The organism is Microbacterium sp. LWO13-1.2, assembly GCF_038397725.1.
Lineage (GTDB): Bacteria > Actinomycetota > Actinomycetes > Actinomycetales > Microbacteriaceae > Microbacterium.
In genome coordinates, this window is sequence record NZ_CP151634.1 from 3,677,596 (window position 1) to 3,693,920 (window position 16,325).

General features: G+C 68.1%; 17 protein-coding genes. 12 read left to right on the forward strand and 5 right to left on the reverse strand.

The annotated features are described in order from the left end of the window. Window positions 1-189: 189 nt before the first annotated feature. The 7 genes from MRBLWO13_RS17610 to MRBLWO13_RS17640 all read left to right on the forward strand — a co-directional run bounded on the left by MRBLWO13_RS17610 (window position 190) and on the right by MRBLWO13_RS17640 (window position 7,632). Window positions 190-906, forward strand: coding sequence for an NUDIX domain-containing protein (locus MRBLWO13_RS17610; protein WP_341975385.1), 717 nt, complete (start codon window positions 190-192; stop codon window positions 904-906). Further along, window positions 903-2,240, forward strand: a complete 1,338-nt coding sequence (gene nadA / locus MRBLWO13_RS17615) for a quinolinate synthase NadA (RefSeq protein WP_341975386.1) — start codon at window positions 903-905, stop codon at window positions 2,238-2,240. Before MRBLWO13_RS17610 ends, nadA begins: the two co-directional genes overlap by 4 nt. Then, window positions 2,237-3,748 carry an L-aspartate oxidase gene (gene nadB, locus MRBLWO13_RS17620; RefSeq protein ID WP_341975388.1) on the forward strand — a complete coding sequence of 504 codons (1,512 nt, stop codon included), beginning with the start codon at window positions 2,237-2,239 and terminating at the stop codon, window positions 3,746-3,748. The genes nadA and nadB overlap by 4 nt, the downstream gene beginning before the upstream one ends. Continuing rightward, entirely contained in the window at window positions 3,748-4,599 is an 852-nt protein-coding gene (gene nadC / locus MRBLWO13_RS17625; protein WP_341975389.1) for a carboxylating nicotinate-nucleotide diphosphorylase, read from the forward strand. Before nadB ends, nadC begins: the two co-directional genes overlap by 1 nt. Beyond that, on the forward strand, window positions 4,599-5,738 hold the full coding sequence (locus tag MRBLWO13_RS17630; protein WP_341975390.1) for a cysteine desulfurase family protein: 1,140 nt from the start codon (window positions 4,599-4,601) through the stop codon (window positions 5,736-5,738). The genes nadC and MRBLWO13_RS17630 overlap by 1 nt, the downstream gene beginning before the upstream one ends. Before the next feature lie 153 nt (window positions 5,739-5,891). Further along, on the forward strand, window positions 5,892-6,842 hold the full coding sequence (locus MRBLWO13_RS17635; protein ID WP_341975391.1) for a glycosyltransferase family 2 protein: 951 nt from the start codon (window positions 5,892-5,894) through the stop codon (window positions 6,840-6,842). Window positions 6,843-6,858: 16 nt separating this feature from the next. Beyond that, complete coding sequence (locus MRBLWO13_RS17640; RefSeq protein ID WP_341975392.1) at window positions 6,859-7,632, forward strand: SDR family oxidoreductase; 774 nt, start codon at window positions 6,859-6,861, stop codon at window positions 7,630-7,632. A gap of 46 nt (window positions 7,633-7,678) precedes the next feature. Here the strand turns inward: MRBLWO13_RS17640 and MRBLWO13_RS17645 are convergent, their stop codons facing one another. After that, window positions 7,679-9,727: an ABC transporter ATP-binding protein gene (locus tag MRBLWO13_RS17645; RefSeq protein ID WP_341978473.1), complete on the reverse strand. Its 2,049-nt coding sequence runs from the start codon at window positions 9,725-9,727 to the stop codon at window positions 7,679-7,681. A 162-nt stretch (window positions 9,728-9,889) separates the two neighbouring features. Between MRBLWO13_RS17645 and MRBLWO13_RS17650 the strand changes: the two genes are divergently transcribed. After that, window positions 9,890-11,371, forward strand: coding sequence for a DHA2 family efflux MFS transporter permease subunit (locus MRBLWO13_RS17650; protein ID WP_341975393.1), 1,482 nt, complete (start codon window positions 9,890-9,892; stop codon window positions 11,369-11,371). A 22-nt stretch (window positions 11,372-11,393) separates the two neighbouring features. Here MRBLWO13_RS17650 and MRBLWO13_RS17655 read toward each other — a convergent pair whose 3' ends face one another. Next, entirely contained in the window at window positions 11,394-11,552 is a 159-nt protein-coding gene (locus tag MRBLWO13_RS17655) for a hypothetical protein (RefSeq protein WP_341975394.1), read from the reverse strand. A gap of 152 nt (window positions 11,553-11,704) precedes the next feature. Between MRBLWO13_RS17655 and MRBLWO13_RS17660 the strand changes: the two genes are divergently transcribed. Next, window positions 11,705-12,280: a carboxymuconolactone decarboxylase family protein gene (locus MRBLWO13_RS17660; RefSeq protein ID WP_341975396.1), complete on the forward strand. Its 576-nt coding sequence runs from the start codon at window positions 11,705-11,707 to the stop codon at window positions 12,278-12,280. Window positions 12,281-12,291: 11 nt separating this feature from the next. Here MRBLWO13_RS17660 and MRBLWO13_RS17665 read toward each other — a convergent pair whose 3' ends face one another. Beyond that, on the reverse strand, window positions 12,292-12,495 hold the full coding sequence (locus MRBLWO13_RS17665; protein ID WP_341975397.1) for a hypothetical protein: 204 nt from the start codon (window positions 12,493-12,495) through the stop codon (window positions 12,292-12,294). 69 nt (window positions 12,496-12,564) lie between these two features. On the opposite strand from MRBLWO13_RS17665, the gene MRBLWO13_RS17670 reads away from it, so the two are divergent. Further along, window positions 12,565-13,092 carry a DUF6328 family protein gene (locus MRBLWO13_RS17670; protein WP_341975398.1) on the forward strand — a complete coding sequence of 176 codons (528 nt, stop codon included), beginning with the start codon at window positions 12,565-12,567 and terminating at the stop codon, window positions 13,090-13,092. Window positions 13,093-13,120: 28 nt separating this feature from the next. On the opposite strand, the gene MRBLWO13_RS17675 is transcribed toward MRBLWO13_RS17670, so the two are convergent. Then, on the reverse strand, window positions 13,121-13,687 hold the full coding sequence (locus MRBLWO13_RS17675) for a DNA starvation/stationary phase protection protein (protein WP_341975399.1): 567 nt from the start codon (window positions 13,685-13,687) through the stop codon (window positions 13,121-13,123). Window positions 13,688-13,907: 220 nt separating this feature from the next. On the opposite strand from MRBLWO13_RS17675, the gene MRBLWO13_RS17680 reads away from it, so the two are divergent. Beyond that, complete coding sequence (locus MRBLWO13_RS17680; RefSeq protein WP_341975400.1) at window positions 13,908-14,207, forward strand: Fe-S cluster assembly protein HesB; 300 nt, start codon at window positions 13,908-13,910, stop codon at window positions 14,205-14,207. Between the two features lie 71 nt (window positions 14,208-14,278). Here the strand turns inward: MRBLWO13_RS17680 and MRBLWO13_RS17685 are convergent, their stop codons facing one another. Beyond that, entirely contained in the window at window positions 14,279-14,920 is a 642-nt protein-coding gene (locus MRBLWO13_RS17685) for a DUF1345 domain-containing protein (RefSeq protein WP_341975402.1), read from the reverse strand. A gap of 130 nt (window positions 14,921-15,050) precedes the next feature. Here MRBLWO13_RS17685 and MRBLWO13_RS17690 point away from each other — a divergent pair, with 130 nt between their 5' ends. Further along, window positions 15,051-16,322: a serine/threonine-protein kinase gene (locus MRBLWO13_RS17690; protein WP_341975403.1), complete on the forward strand. Its 1,272-nt coding sequence runs from the start codon at window positions 15,051-15,053 to the stop codon at window positions 16,320-16,322. Window positions 16,323-16,325: the final 3 nt, after the last annotated feature.

Below are 16,325 nucleotides of genomic sequence, written 5' to 3' on the forward strand. Positions count from 1 at the left end.
AGGGATTCTCTCCGGATGGAGTCACCCCCGGATGGGGTTTGTTAGGACAGTAACCTAACAAACCCCATCCGGGGTAACAACCTCTCCACAGCTCCGGACATAACATTTCGGACTCAGCGTCGATCTTCGTCATCGATGTGCACTAAGGGTCGGTCTGACACTAAGATCGAATCGGAGGTTAAGGTAACAATGACTCAAAGCCACGGCATCCGAGTCGCCGTCTCGACGGTGATCCTGACGCTGCGCCGCACTGCGAACGGCGAAGCCGTACTCGCGCTGCCCCTCGTGCTGCGCACCAGAGAGCCCTACGCCGACCAGTGGGCGCTGCCCGGCGGCTGGCTCACCGTTGCGGAATCCGCAGTCGACGCGGCCGCGCGCACCCTGGCAGAGACGACCGGCCTCTCGCCGAGCTACCTCGAACAGCTCTATGCGTTCGGCGCCGTGGACCGCTCCCCCACCCGCGTGGTCTCCATCGTCTACTGGGCGCTGCTGCGCTCGGATGACGTCGATGCACAGAGCGCTGCGCACCTGGCCTCCGGACACGCACCGGAGAACGTTCGATGGTTCGACGTCGACGCTCTGCCGCCACTCGCCTTCGACCACAACCAGATCGTCGAGTACGCGCTCTGGCGGCTCCGCAACAAGGTCGGCTACAGCCGGGTCGCGCACGGCTTCCTGCCCGCCGAATTCACGCTCGCCGACCTCCGCGAGGCCTACGAGGCGATCCTCGGCCGCCACCTCGATCCGGCGAACTTCCGCCGCCAGGTCGAAGCCGCCGGCAACCTTCTCCCCACCGAGCGCTTCCGCACCGGCAGCCACCGTCCCGCCCGCCTCTACCGCTACAACACCGACGTCGAGCTCGCCGATCGCGGCCCGCTCGGCTCCGACGAAACGAGCACCCGATGAGCATCACCTTCGTCCCGACGCCCACCGTTCCCGAGGCCGACGCCTCGGTCGATCACGCGATCCAGGCGATCGTCTCCGGCGCCTCCATCGACGCCACGTGCAGCACCGATCTCGCGGCCGGTCCATGGGACTTCGACAGCCGCCCCGGCTACGGGCCCGGCTCGTCGATGGGCGACGTCATCCCGACCGGGGCCCCTCGTCAGGGCGAACTGCCCGCCGCATACCGCGAGGCAGGCGAAGACGAGCTCGACGCGCGGATCCGCGCCGCCAAGGCGACGCTCGGAGACCGGGTCGTCATCCTCGGCCACTTCTACCAGCGCGAAGAGGTGGTCCGCCACGCGGACTACGTCGGCGACTCCTTCCAGCTCGCGACGGCGGCGAAGGGACGCGCAGATGCCGAGGCGATCGTCTTCTGCGGAGTGCACTTCATGGCCGAGACCGCCGACCTGCTCTCCGGTCCGGATCAGGCCGTGATCCTGCCGAACCTCGCCGCCGGCTGCTCGATGGCCGATATGGCAGACATCGACCAGGTCGAGGAGTGCTGGGAGCAGCTGGCCGACGTGCTCGGAGACATGGACGCCGTGGACGAGACCGGCCGGGTTCCGGTCATCCCGGTGACCTACATGAACTCCTCCGCCGCGATCAAGGGCTTCGTCGGACGGCACGGCGGCATCGTCTGCACGTCATCGAACGCGCAGACCGTCCTGGAGTGGGCGTTCGAGCGGGGGCAGCGCGTGCTCTTCTTCCCCGATCAGCACCTGGGCCGCAACACCGCCAAGGCGATGGGCGTCCCTCTCGAGCAGATGCCGATGTGGAATCCGCGGCGTCCGCTCGGCGGCTCCACCGCCACCGAGCTCGTCGATTCGCGGGTCATCCTGTGGCACGGGTTCTGCTCGGTGCACCGACGCTTCACGGTCGCGCAGATCGACCAGGCGCGAGCCGAGAATCCGGACGTACGCGTGATCGTGCACCCGGAGTGCCCGATGGAAGTGGTGGATGCCGCAGACGAAGCCGGCTCCACGGACTACATCCGCCGCGCGATCGACGCCGCGACAGAACCGACCGCCTTCGCTATCGGCACCGAGATCAACCTCGTTCGTCGGCTCGCCGCTCAGTACCCCCAGCACGAGATCTTCTGCCTCGACCCGGTCGTCTGCCCGTGCTCCACGATGTACCGCATCCACCCCGGCTACCTCGCCTGGGTGCTCGAGGAACTCGTCGCCGGTCGCACGCCCAACCGCATCCAGGTGTCCGCCGACGTCGCCGACCCCGCACGCGTGGCGCTGGAGCGGATGCTGGCGGCGAAGCCGCCCGTCGTGGACGGCGTCCGATGAACACGCTCGTGGTGGGATCGGGAATCGCGGGCCTCACCGCGGCGCTCCATGCGCACGAGGCGGGCCACGCGGTCACCATCGTGACCAAGGCGGCGCTCGGCGACGGCTGCACGGGATTCGCCCAGGGCGGGGTCGCCGGCGTATACGGCCCTCGGGATTCAGCGGCCCAGCACGCGTCGGACACCCTGATCGCCGGCGCCGGTCTCTCGGATGCGGCGGCTGTCGATGTCCTCGTCGCCGAAGGTGCGACGAGGATCGCTGAACTCATCGCACGCGGCGTCGCTTTCGACCGGTCCGCCGACGGTGAACTGCTTCTCGGGCGCGAGGCCGCGCACAGCCACGCGAGGATCGTGCACGCCGGCGGCGACGCGACCGGTGCCGCCATCTCCCGCGCCCTGGTCGCTGCCGTGCGCCGCACCAGCATCGAGGTCGTCGAGGACGCGTTCCTGATCGATCTGATCGTCCGCGACGGCGCGGTGCGCGGCATCCGCCTGCTGATCGACGGCTCAACCGCCGACCTCGCCGCGGATGCCGTGATCCTGGCCACCGGCGGCGCTGGACACCTGTACGCGCACACGACCAACCCGGCCGGTACGACCGGTGACGGCATCGCCGCGGCGCTGCGCGCAGGCGCCGAGGTGGCCGATCTGGAGTTCGTCCAGTTCCACCCGACGATCCTGGCCGCCGGTCCGGCGTTCCTCATCTCCGAAGCCGTACGCGGCGAGGGGGCGACGCTCATCGACGACGCGGGGCGCCGGTTCACGTTCGACGTGCATCCAGACGGCGAACTCGCGCCCCGCGACGTCGTGTCCCGAGCGATCGCCCGCCAGGCCACCGCGCAGGGATCGCCGGTGCGGCTGGATGCCACGATGATCGGGGCTTCCGCCCTCGCTCAGCGCTTCCCGACCATCGATCGGGTCACCCGCGAACGCGGCTTCGATTGGGCACGCGAGCCGATCCCGGTGACGCCGGCGGCGCACTACCTGATGGGCGGGGTCGTGACCGACCTCGACGGCCGCACGTCGCTGCCCGGCCTCTTCGCCGTCGGCGAGGTCGCCCGTACCGGCGTGCACGGGGCGAACCGCTTGGCGTCGAACTCCCTGCTCGAGGGTGCGGTGTTCGGCGCCCGCGCTGCTGCGGCTCTCGGCTCGCCCCGGGCATCCGATCGCCCGCTCCCGGCGGAAAAAATCCCGCTGAACCTCGCGAATACCGGGTCTTTTCGCGACGGGAACGAACGGGGACCGTTCAGCCGGGCGGCGCTGCAGCAGGTGATGTGGGACGAAGTCGGGTTGCTCCGCACCGACGACAGCCTCGCCGATGCGCTCAACACGATCCGCGCCTGGCGTGCCGGTGCCACCGCTGCGCACACGGTCGCCGAGCACGAGGACGTGAATCTGCTTCTGCTCGCCGATGCCACGGCATCCGCCGCCCTCGCCCGCACCGAATCCGTCGGCGCCCACTACCGCAGCGCCGACCGCATCGAAGCACCACAACTGGAGACCGTCTGATGCTCACCGCCGCCACCCTCACCCGTGTCGTCGGGGCAGCCCTCGAAGAGGACGCGCCCTGGGGCGATCTGACCAGCAGCACGCTGCTTCCCGCAGACGCCACCGCGACCGCCGACCTGGTCGCCAGAGAGGCCGGCGTCTTCAGCGGCGGCGATGTCTTCGCCGCCGCGTTCGCGCTGACCGACCCGGCACTCGTCGTCGACGTGCACGTCGGCGACGGTGATTCCTTCACTCCCGGCGACGTGCTCGCATCGGTGTCAGGGTCGGCGCGCAGCATCCTCACCGCCGAGCGCGTCGCCCTGAACTTCACGCAACGGATGAGCGGGATCGCCACGCTGACGGCCGCATACGTCACGGCGGTCACCGGCACCGGTGCGCGCATCGCCGACACCCGCAAGACCACCCCTGGGTTGCGTGCTTTCGAGCGGCACGCCGTCGTCTCGGGCGGCGGCAGCAATCACCGCTTCTCGCTCTCGGATGCGGTGATGGCGAAGGACAACCATCTCGCAGTGCTGAAGAGGTCGGGGGCGGATCTCGCGACGGCGCTCAGGGAGTCGCTGTCACGGCTTCCGCACACCACGCATGTGGTCGTCGAGGTCGACCGGCTCGACCAGATCTCCGCTGTGCTCGATGGCGGAGCGCACACCGTGCTGCTCGACAACTTCTCGCTCGAGGATCTCCGCGCCGGCGTCGACCTCATCGGAGATCGGGCGACCGTCGAGGCATCCGGAGGCGTCAGCCTCGACACCGTGCGGGCGATCGCCGAGACCGGCGTCGACGTCATCTCCGTCGGAGCGCTCACTCATTCTGCTCGGGCACTCGACCTCGGCCTGGATGTGCGGATCGCCTGATGCTCTACCTCGACCACGCCGCGACCTCCCCGGTGCGTCCGGAAGTGTGGGAGGCCATGCACCCCTACCTGACCGGGGTGTACGGCAACCCCTCCAGTCACCACACCGTCGGCGAGGCTGCGGCGAGCGCACTGGATGACGCCAGGGAGCGTGTGGCGAGGGTGCTGGGGATGCGTCCCTCCGACGTCATCTTCACTGCCGGGGGCACCGAGGCCAACAACCTCGCAGTCAAGGGCATCGTGCTGGCGGCACTCGGGAGCGGCCGTCGACACCTGGTGACCACGCCCATCGAGCACGAATCGATCCTGGAATCAGCGGACTACTTGCACCGCCTCCACGGGGTGTCGGTCGCTCGCGTCGCGGTGGATGCCGTCGGGCGGGTCACTCCCGAGACGCTTTCCACCGCGCTGCGCGACGATACGGCTCTGGTGTCGCTCGGGCATGCGAACAACGAGATCGGTACGGTGCAGGATGTCGCTTCCCTCGCCGCAGTGACCGGCGCGGCCGGTGTTCCGCTCCACGTCGATGCCGTGCAGTCGGCCGGCTGGTTGCCGCTGAACGCACTCGGCGCCGACGCGATCTCGCTCGCCGGTCACAAGCTCGGCGCCCCCAAGGGGATCGGGGTGCTCGCGGTGCGAGGGCGGGTGCCGCTCGAACCCCTGCTGCACGGCGGCGGTCAGGAGCGTGGGCGCCGATCCGGCACTGAGAACGTCGCCGGGGCCGTGGCGATGGCCGTGGCGCTGGAGCTCGCCGACACGGAACGCGATGCCGTCTCCGCCCGCGTCAGCGCGGCGACCGGGCGATTCATCGCCGGAGTCCTGACCGCGGTTCCGCGAGCAGCACTCACCGGCGATCCGGTGCACCGCCTCCCGGGCACCGCGAGCTTCACCTTCGCGGGGACGAGCGGCGAGGCGGTGCTGCTGGAGCTGGAGCGGCGTGGAGTGATCTCTTCGAGCGGCTCGGCATGCGCCGCCGGAAGCGACGAGCCCTCGCACGTGCTGCTCGCGTGCGGCATCCTGCCTGAGGTCGCTCAGACATCGGTGCGGTTCACCTTCGGTCGCGAGGTCCTGCCGGATGACGCTCCCGAGCACCTCGCGGCGCTCGTCGCGGATGCGGTGCGCGCCGTCGCCGGTTCATAACTCCGGAGAACCGGTCCTCCTTCGAGCTCGCGTCCGCGTATTTCCGCGGTCAGACCCGCGCGCACACGTGGATTCTCCGGAGTTATGGCTGACGGGGAGTCACAGGCAGGCCCGCACGGGGCCTCGGCCCGAGGACGGTCATAGACTCGGCTGGTGACTACAGCCGCCGCCCCGATCGTGACGATCATCGTTCCCGGGCGCGATATCGCCGCCTTCGCCCCTGCCGCCCTCGATTCGCTGCGAGCGCAGACCGAGGCGCGCTGGCAGGCGATCCTGATCGACGATGGATCGGTCGATGACACGGGAGCGATCTTCACCGATGCCGCAGCCCGCGACCCGCGCTTCCGGGTGATCCGGCACGACGCCTCGCGAGGGCTCGGAGCCGCCCGCAACGTCGGCATCGACCTCGTCGACACTCCCCTGCTGGGCTATCTCGACGCCGACGACGAGTTCATGCCGACCGCGCTCGAGCGCCTCACCGGCACTCTCGCCTCGACGGGGAGCGACTTCGCCGCCGGAGCCTATGTGCGCACGCGGCTGCAGGGAGAGACCTACGTCCCCGGCCGCCTGCAGCCCTGGGTGGCGGCGGCGACCCGCCCCGAGCGTCTGGCCACAACGCTGACAGCCCACCCGCACGCGTCAACGAACATCGTCGCCTGGTCGAAGATCAGCCGCACCGACCTGTGGACCGGCCTCCGGTTCCCGGAGAACGTCGCGTACGAGGATCAGGTCGTCGCCCAGCTGATGAACACCAGGGCTCGGGCCTTCGACGTCGTCCCCGACGTCCTGGTGCACTGGCGGTTCCGCGCCGACGGCGGCTCGCTGACGCAGAGCAAGGCCCAACTGCCCGTGCTCCGCGACTATCTCCACGGCCTCCGCAGCGGCATCCGCGTGCTGCGCGAAGCGGAAGCGCAGGCGGCCGTGACTGTGCGGCTCGAACTCATCCTCGCGATGGACATGCCTCCCCTGCTGGCGATCGCCGAGACGCACCCCGACCCCGCCTATTCGGCGGAGGTCGCATCCTTCATCGGAGAGTTGCAGGAGCTACCCGAGTTCGCCGCCGCGGTCCCTGATCCGAACTTCGCCGCCGCCATCGCCTGGTGAAAGCCTCAGGAGCCGCATGAACGCCTACCTCAACGACCTCTTCGGCCTCGCCGGCCGCACCGCGATCGTCACCGGCGGCAGCTCCGGCATCGGCCGTGGCATCGCCACCGCCCTGGCCAAGGCCGGCGCCGCCACCGTGATCGTGGCCCGCGGCGCTGATCGCGTCGACGAGACCGTACGTGAACTGGTCGACGCGGGATGCCGCGCGGCCGGCATCATCGGTGATCTCAGCAGTCGGGTCGGCATCCGGGCGGTCGCCGAGCAGGCCGTCCACCCGTTCGGCGAACCCGACATCCTGGTGAACTCTGCCGGCATCAACATCCGCCCGCCGTACCCGGAGATCTCCGAAGCCGACTGGGATGCGACGATGACGGTGAACGCCCTGGCACCTTTCCTGCTCGGGCAGCGATACGCCCCGGGGATGGCGGCACGCGGATACGGGCGCCTCATCCACATCACCTCGCAGCAGGCCCACCGCGCCTTCGTCGGCAGCGGTGTGTACGGCGTCTCGAAGGGTGCGGTCGAATCATTGATGCGTTCGGAGGCGGAGGCATGGGGCGGTACCGGTGTGACGAGCAACTCGCTGGTCCCCGGATTCGTACTCACGCCGCTGAACGCGCGGCTGCAGGAGGATCCGGAGAAGGTCAGCGCCCTCGCCGCACGCACGATGATCGGCCGCAACGGCCTGCCGAGCGATTTCGCTGGAGCATCCGTCTTCCTCGCGGGCGCAGGATCCGCCTACGTCACCGGCCACTCATTGTTCGTCGACGGCGGTCTCTCGGTGCACTGACCCTCTCGGTGCACTGAACCTCTCGGTGCACTGACACCCCCGGGGGTCAGCTGTCGACCGGATGCACCCGTTCGTCGGCACGCGGCACATCGAGGAGCGGCACCGGCGACGTCAGTGCCGCCACCGCATCCGCACCTGCCGAGTTCTCAGGAGCGCGGTCCGCACGCCGCTCGGTGAGCGCAGCGCCGACGCCGCCCGATACGGCCTCCTCGACCGCGGTCTCGGTCTCGAGCACCCGCGAAGCCGCGACCTGTTCCGCTGCGAGCTCGGCGTACAAGCCGCCCAGCGCGAGCAGCTCGGCATGGGTGCCGGACTCGACAATCAGCCCGGCCTCGAGCACGTGGATGACGTCGGCGCCCATCACTGTGGACAGCCGGTGCGCGATCGACAGCGTGGTCCGCCCGCGCGCCGCCTCATCGAACGCCTCCTGCACGACGCGCTCCGACACGGTGTCCAATGCCGATGTCGCCTCGTCGAGCAGCAGCACCGGCGGATCCTTCAGCAGCACCCGGGCGATCGCGATGCGCTGCTTCTCGCCGCCCGACAACCGGTACCCGCGCTCGCCGACCACCGTGTCGTAGCCGCGCTCGAATCCGGCGATGATGTGGTGGATGTTCGCCGCCGTGCATGCGGCGATCAGTTCTTCCTCGCTCGCATCCGGCTTCGCATAGAGGAGGTTCTCGCGGATCGTGGCGTGGAAGAGGTACGTCTCCTGTGAAACGATCCCGACGTCGTCGATGATCGATTCCTGCGTCAACCGGCGCACGTCGGCACCGGCGAACAACACCGCTCCCCCGTGCGCCTCGTACAGACGCGGAGCGAGGTACAGCACGGTGGTCTTGCCCGCGCCGGATGGCCCGACGAATGCGACGTGCTGCCCCGGCTCGGCGACGAACGAAACGCCCTGCAGCGTCGGACGAGCCTCGGCTGACGCATCCGGGTAGCGGAAGACCACGTCTGCGAACTCGATGCGGCCGCGCGGGCCTGGCGCGTTCGTGGCCGAGATCGCGTCCGGCGCGTCCTGGATCTCGGGGACCATGTCGAGATACTCGAAGATCCGCGCGAACAGCGCCGACGATGTCTGCAGATCGAGCGAGACGCGCATCAGCCCCATCAGCGGCATCAGCAACCGGGCCTGAACGGTGGTGAAGGCGACGACGGTTCCGGCCGTGATCGCGTCGGTGCCGCCAGTGATCAGATAGCCCGAGACGAGGTAGATCACGGCGGGGACGGACGCCATCAGCACCTGCACGACCGCGAAGAAGCCCTGCCCGCTCATCGCTCGGCGCACCTGGAGCTTCACCTGATTGCGGTTCTCGGCCTGATACCGCGCCGACTCGGTGCGCTGCCGGTTGAACGCCTTCGACAGCAGCATCCCCGAGACGCTCAGCGTCTCCTGCGTGATCGAGGTGAGCTCCGACAGCGACTCCTGCGTCTCGCCGGCGATCCGCGCGCGCACCTGCCCGACGCGGCGCTGCACGATCACGAGGAACGGCATCAGCACGACCGCGATGAGCGTCAGACGCCAGTCGATCAGAATCATCGCGACGAGCGAGGCGATGACGGTGACGACGTTGCCGAGGATGCTGGTGACGGTGTTCGTCAGCACCCCGGAGACGCCGCCGACGTCGTTCTGCAGGCGGGATTGGATGACACCCGTCTTGGTGCGGGTGAAGAAGCCGAGCTCCATCGCCTGCAGATGCTCGAACAGGCGCACGCGAAGATCGCCGGTGACGCTGTTGCCCACCGTCGACGTCAACCACGTCTGCGCGACGCCGAGCACCGCGGAGAGCAGGAACAGACCGATCATCGCGAGGACGAGGCGGATGAGCAGCGCGATCTGCGGATTCCCGCCGTCCAGCGGGAACAGCGCATCGTCGAAGATTCGCTGCACGATGAGCGGAGGAACGACGGCGATGGCCGCTCCGACGATCACGAGGAGTCCGGTGATCAGGATGCGCCCACGGTAAGGGCGGAACAGCTCGATCACCCGGGCGCCCAGTGCGCGGATGCGCGGCGCCTGGGCGTTGAGCCGCCGCTGCGCGGCCTCGTCCACACCGTGGAAGCCACCGCGGCCACCCATCCCGCCACCCATGCTCATGTGCTTCAGCGTAGCCAGGTGTGCCGACACGGATGCTCACCGAATCCGCTCTCGGCGGATTCTAGGGCTTCCGGAATGAAATGTCCGAGGGCGTCGTTACGCTGAATGGTTCCCGCGCATTCGTGCACAATCCCCACCACACCCCCAGGAGGCCGCATGGCTGCCGTCGATACCGGCTCGATCACGACGACTCCCCCGGCGAAGGGGGAGCTGATTCCGCGCAAGGACATGCGCGTCATCTGGGTGCTGCTGACCGCCGCCTTCGTGGCGATCCTCAACGAGACCACGATGGGGATGGCCATCCCCCATCTCATCGACGACCTCGGCATCTCGCCCCTGGCCGCGCAATGGGTGACGAGCGCATTCATGCTCACCATGGCCGTCATCATCCCCACCACCGGATTCCTGCTGCGGCGCTTCACGACGCGGCAGGTGTTCCTCGCTGCACTCGCCCTCTTCTCGCTCGGCACGTTGCTCGCCGCACTCGCATTCGGCTTCGAGATGCTGCTGGCCGCCCGTGTGGTGCAGGCGAGCGGCACCGCGCTGATGATGCCGCTGCTGATGACCACGATGATGAACCTCGTCCCGCAGGCTGCTCGCGGGCGCATGATGGGTCGCGTGAGCACGGTCATCTCTCTCGCACCGGCACTCGGCCCCACGATGTCCGGCTTCCTGCTGGATCACTTCGGCTGGCGTTCGATCTTCGTCGTCGTGCTGCCGATCGCCCTCGTAGCGATGTTCGTCGGGTGGCGCTGGCTGACCGACGTCGGCGAGACCACGCAGGCACCGCTCGACATTCCCTCGATCATCCTGTCCGCGTTCGGCTTCGGCGGAATCGTCTACGGACTCAGCCAGATCGGCGCGCTCGCCGGTGGCGGAGCGGCATCGGCCGCCCCCTTGATCATCGCGCTGACGGTCGGCGTGGTCGGCCTCGGGCTGTTCCTCTGGCGCCAGATCATCCTGCAGCGGGTCGACGACGCTCTGCTCGATCTGCGGGTGTTCTCGTCTCGGGCGTTCTCCCTGGCGATGGCGCAGATGTTCCTGCTCTCGCTGGCGTTCTTCGGCACGATCACGGTCGTACCGCTGTTCCTGCAAGACGCTCTCGGCCTCCCCGCCGTCGATGCGGGACTCGCCGTACTTCCGGGTGCGCTCGCGATGGGACTGCTCGGCCCGACGATCGGCCGCATCTACGACGCGCGCGGCACGCGCATCCTGCTCATCCCCGGCTCGATCCTCGCCGCCGGCACCCTGTGGTTCTACACGACGCTCACCGTCGACACGTCCGTCTGGGTGGTGGTCGTCGCACAGACCCTGCTGTCCGTCGGACTCGCACTGTCGTTCACACCGCTGTTCACGGCGTCGCTCGCATCGCTCACGCCGAAGTTCTACTCCTACGGCAGCGCCGTCATCGGCACCGTTCAGCAGGTCGCGGGAGCAGCCGGCATCGCCGTGATGGTGGCGCTGTTCACGCTGGTCGTGAACGCGAACGGTGGCACGGAGGTGCCGGAGGCCGTCGCTGCGGGTTCGCAGATCGCGTTCCTGGTCGGTGCGGTGATCGCGACCGCCACCGTGGTCGGGGCGTTCTTCATCCGCAAGCCGGCCGAGCACGACGAAGAGCCGTCGCACACAGGCCACTGATCGACGCCGACGGCGTCTGCCGCTACTCCGCTTTCTGCGCAGCGATGTGTCCCGCGGGGATGTGGCAGACGCCGTCTGCGCAGTAGCCGGCAGTGCCGTCGCCCGGGAGAAGGTTCAGCCCATCGGGCAGCGGCAGAAGCGGCGTCTGCGGCTCTGCCGAGTTCTCCTTCGAATTCATCATCCCTCGATGCTACGCCTGCGTCACGGAGGTAGGGCCGTTCGACCGCGCTGAGGGCCTTCCCTCGCTGGCCTGCGCGGCGTAGTCTTCCCGGGTGGCGCCTGGGGTTGCGTTCGGTTCACGCAGCCCCGCGCACCGGACGCGAAGGAGCACCCATGATCATCACTCCCCCGCCTGCGGCGACGGCTCAAGGGCATGTTGCCGACATGTACGCGAGCGACATGTCCGCCGACGGGTTCGTGTTCGGCCATACCCAGGCGATGGCGATGAATCCCGAAGCGCATGCCGCCTTCGAGAACCTCATCCGCGCGGTCGTGCCGTCCATCGGACTGCGCGTGTACGAGGCCGCCACACTCGGCGCCGCGCGGGAGATCGGCTCCACCCATTGCCTGCTCGCGCACGGCCGCAAGTCGCTGCGCGCCGACGTTGTGGATGAGGCCGGGCTGGCGGCGTTCGCCGACAACGACGACAGCGCCTTCACGGCACCAGAGCAGGCCGTCATCCGATACGCCGCGAAACTGTCCTCGGACGCGAACTCGATGACGGATGCCGACACCCAGGCGCTCCGCGACGCCGGGTACTCGGACCGGCAGATCGTCGACATCACGTTGGCGGCCGCCGTCCGGAATTACTTCAGTCGTGCGCTTCTCGCACTCGCCGTGCCCGTCGACGATGTGCCGGGCCTGGATCCTGCGATCGCCCGCGCACTGGCCGGCGGTACTCCAGCCTGACGAGCGAGTCGTCAGTCCACCGCCTCCATCTGCGTGCGCGCATAGTCGAGGTCCTGATCGGAGAGTACTTCCTCAGCGCCGACCACCGCACCGGTGATCGTCCTGATCTCCTCTCGCACCGTCTCGTCGAGGCGGAGCGAACCGCTGGCGATCATCTCATGCCGCGCCTCGATGGAAAGCCGCGGCCACCACTCATGAATCGGGGGAAGAGTCATTCTGATTCCTTTCTACGCGGGGCGGCAAGCCCCTGGACATCGATGGCGGACGCGCACGACACTGAGGTCATGACCTCCGACCGCACAGCGCCGCAGGATCCCCGGCGAGATGATCGCCCCGACGGACGAGACGAGACACCGAACGAGCGGGCGGACCGCAACTGGGACGACCTGCTCCAGGAGCTGCGCGTCATGCAGACCGGTACGCAGATTCTCACCGGATTCCTGCTCGCCGTGGCGTTCCAGCCGAGATTCACCGATATGGACGAGTTGCAGAGGGATCTGTACGTCGTCCTTGTGGCGCTGGCTGCCGTCGCGACAATCCTCGCCCTTGCACCTGTCGGCATGCATCGCGCATTGTTCGGCCGGCAGCGCAAGCCCGAGCTGGTGCGCGTCGCCGCGCGCATCGTGAAGATCGATCTCGTCGTGATCGGAGCGCTGACCATCGGGGTCACCACGCTCATCATCGACTTCGCCGTCAACCGCACGGCCGGCGTCATCGCCCTGGTCGCGGCGATCGTCGGCGTACTCGGGCTCTGGGTGGCACTGCCCCGGCTCGTCCGCCGGACGCTGGGTGCGCACGATCTCAAGCCCTGATATCGCATGCCTGTCACCCGCCCCGACCTCAGCGCTTCGCCGGCGTCCGGTTCTCCGCGCTCACCATCCATGCGAACTGCTCCAGGCGTTCGATGACGGCGTGCAGGATATCCGCGGAGGTCGGGTCCTCCTCGTCCACCGCATCATGCACCGCGCGCATCGTCGCCACAGTGGTCTCGAGGCGCGCGGTGATGAGGTCGACGGTGTCCGCTGTGGACACCTCGCCCGCCGGAAACTCCGGGAGCGTCGTGGTCGATGCGATCGTGTCGCTGCGCCCGTCTGGAACCGCGTGGAGCGCGCGCATCCGTTCTGCGACGGTGTCACTGAACGCGCGAGCATCCGCGATGATCTCGTCGAGCTGCCGATGCATGTCGCGGAAATTGCGACCCACCACATTCCAGTGCGCCTGCTTACCCTGCAGCGCGAGTTCCAGCAGATCGACGAGAACGATCTGAAGGTTCGCAGCGAGTTCCGCTGACGCGGTGAACCTCTTCTCCGCGTTCTGGCGCCGTGTGGTCTTCGATCCTTTCGACGAAGCGCTCTCCGCCGAGGTGGTGCTCTTCGTGGTCTTCGTGGTCTTCGTGCTTTCAGCCATGGTGGTTTCCTCCTGCCCCGGAAGCTATCCGGTGCGAGAGCCCGAACCGAGGGGCTTGACAGAATCTGCGTCGTCCCCGAAGGTGCCGACGACGTGTGCCGGCGCCACATGTGAGGTCCCTCCGAATCCGGCGTTTCAGGTTGTATCCGTCCAGGAGGTGGGGAATCGTGGCCCGGACATGTCGCGACCGCGTCGTGTCCGCAATCGTAAGGAGAGACCAGTGCTCACCCTCACCGACAACGCCACCGCCATCGTCACCACCCTCGTCAGCCGTCAGAGCGACACCGCTGAAGCAGGGCTCCGCATCCATTCGACTGCGACCGGAGCACCGGATGGCGGTGCCCGCCTCGCCGTGGTCGTCACGCCTCACCCGGAACCCGACGATCAGGTCGTCGAGATCTCCGGCACCCGCCTCTTCCTCGAAGACGCCGCGGCTGCTGCCCTGGATGACAAGGTGCTCGATGCCGGCGTCGACGATGCCGGCGCCATCTCGTTCGCTGTGCTCTCGCAGACGGTCTGACCGAAGAAAAGGGATGCCGCGACCCGATCGGGTCGCGGCATCCCTGCGTCTGCGTGCTGCGCGATCAGTGTTCAGCCCAAGCCGGTCACCAGGTTGATGATCGTGGCGAGGATGACCGTGCCGAAGAGGTAAGCGAGTGCGGTCTGCGCGATCACGACGCGACGAACGACGTTGGTCGTGACATTGGTATCGGCGACCTGATAGGTCATGCCGAGCCCGAGCGAGAAGTAGAGGAAGTCCGTGTACTGCGGCGGCTCGTCCTGGTTGAAGTCGATGCCGCCCTGCGGGTCGCTGTAGTACATCCGCGCGTAGCGCAGCACGTAATCGACCTGGATCAGCAACCAGGAGCTCGCGACACTCACGACCGCGATGCCGGCCAGGACGTACTCCTCGATGCCTGGAGCGTGCTGGGCCTGGATGATCACGCTGAGGACGGCCGCGAGGCTCACCAGGCTGCCGATGATCGAGATCAGCCAAGCCGCCTTGCGGCCGGGCGCCTCGACCGTCGCGTGCTCGTGCGTCTCGGTCGGGCCCATGGGCCAGACCAGGAAGAGTACCCAGAGAACGCTGACCAGGGCGAAGGCGCCCCATCCGGCAAGGATCCCCGCTGCTGGCCCCAGCAGGAACGAGGTGCCGATCCCCACTGCTGCCCCGCCGAGGATCGATACGATCATTCGGAGGCGAACTTGTGAGCGGGCGGAGTGGGTGTTCATGCCCGGATGATATCCGCAATGACGCGGCTTGCAGGTATCCGCGTCAGGGTCAACCCTCGGGCATAGTCCGTCGTCAGGCACTAGGGTCTGAAGGCCCCGCAGTTCTGCTGCGCCATCCGAGAGGACGAAGATGACAACAGCCGAAGAGACTCCGACGGCTGCGTTGCTCGACGGGCGTTACCAGCTGGGTGAGCTCATCGGACAGGGCGGTGCCGCACGGGTGTACCGAGCTGAAGACCTGCTGCTCGGACGCACCGTCGCCGTGAAAATGATCCACGCCGATGCGGACACGCTGGTTGCTCCGGCACGTGTCCAGAACGAGATCGCGCTTCTCGCCTCGCTCACGCACCCCTCTTTGGTCGCGCTCTTCGACGCGAAAGTCATTCCGGGGCAGTCGAGCTACCTCGTGATGGAGTTCGTCGACGGTCCCACGCTCGCCCGCCGTCTGCACGACGGCCCCTTGGCCCCTGCTGAGGTCGCCAGCCTCGCGCGAGACCTGGCATCGGCGCTGCATCTGGTGCACACCGCAGGGATCGTGCACCGAGACATCAAGCCGGCAAACGTTCTGCTCGCCCCGGGGGTGCTGCCCGGCGCGACATTCCAGCCGAAACTCGCAGATTTCGGCATCGCACTCCTGATGGATGGCACCCGTGTGACATCACCGGGAACCGTCGTCGGCACCGCGGCCTACCTCTCTCCGGAGCAAGTACGCGGCGAAGCGGCGTCGCCTCCTGGAGACATCTACGGACTGGGGTTGGTACTCCTTGAAGCGCTCACCGGTGAGCGGGCGTTCCCGAAGGCGATGGGCGTCGGTGCGGTGATGGCACGTCTTGTCGAACCACCCCGGATTCCCGAATGGATAGGTCCGCACTGGACCGACCTGCTCACGAGGATGACAGCGCCAGACCCCGCTGCGCGCCCGTCCGCACGCGAAGTGGCCGAGAGCACCGCCGGACTGCCCGAACCGGTCCGGCCTGGGTCCGCCGCGGCGGTCTCGTCCGACGGTGAGGAGACTGTTGCGTTTTCGCTCGAACGCACCCGCCTGCTTCCCGCCGGTGGGTCTGGGACCGAACACTCCTCGCCTGACCACCGCGCGAAGAGCCCTCGCCATCGGTCTGCGCCGATGATCGTGATCGGTTCGGCGGTCGTCGCGGCGCTGTGCATCCTGGTCGGGGTGTGGACGGGAGCAATCGGAGCGGGGTCGATGACCGCACCGTCACGACTCACCGGCAGCATCCTTGAACGCCCGGCTCCGGCCTCCGATCCTGGCGGCGACGCGCCGACAGGCCACACTGACGACGATCAGGACAAGCAGGCTGAGAAAGCCGCAGAGGAGGCCGAACGGGCGAAGGAGAAGGCCGAGCGCGAGGCCGAGAAGGACAACAAGAAGGACGACGGATGAGAT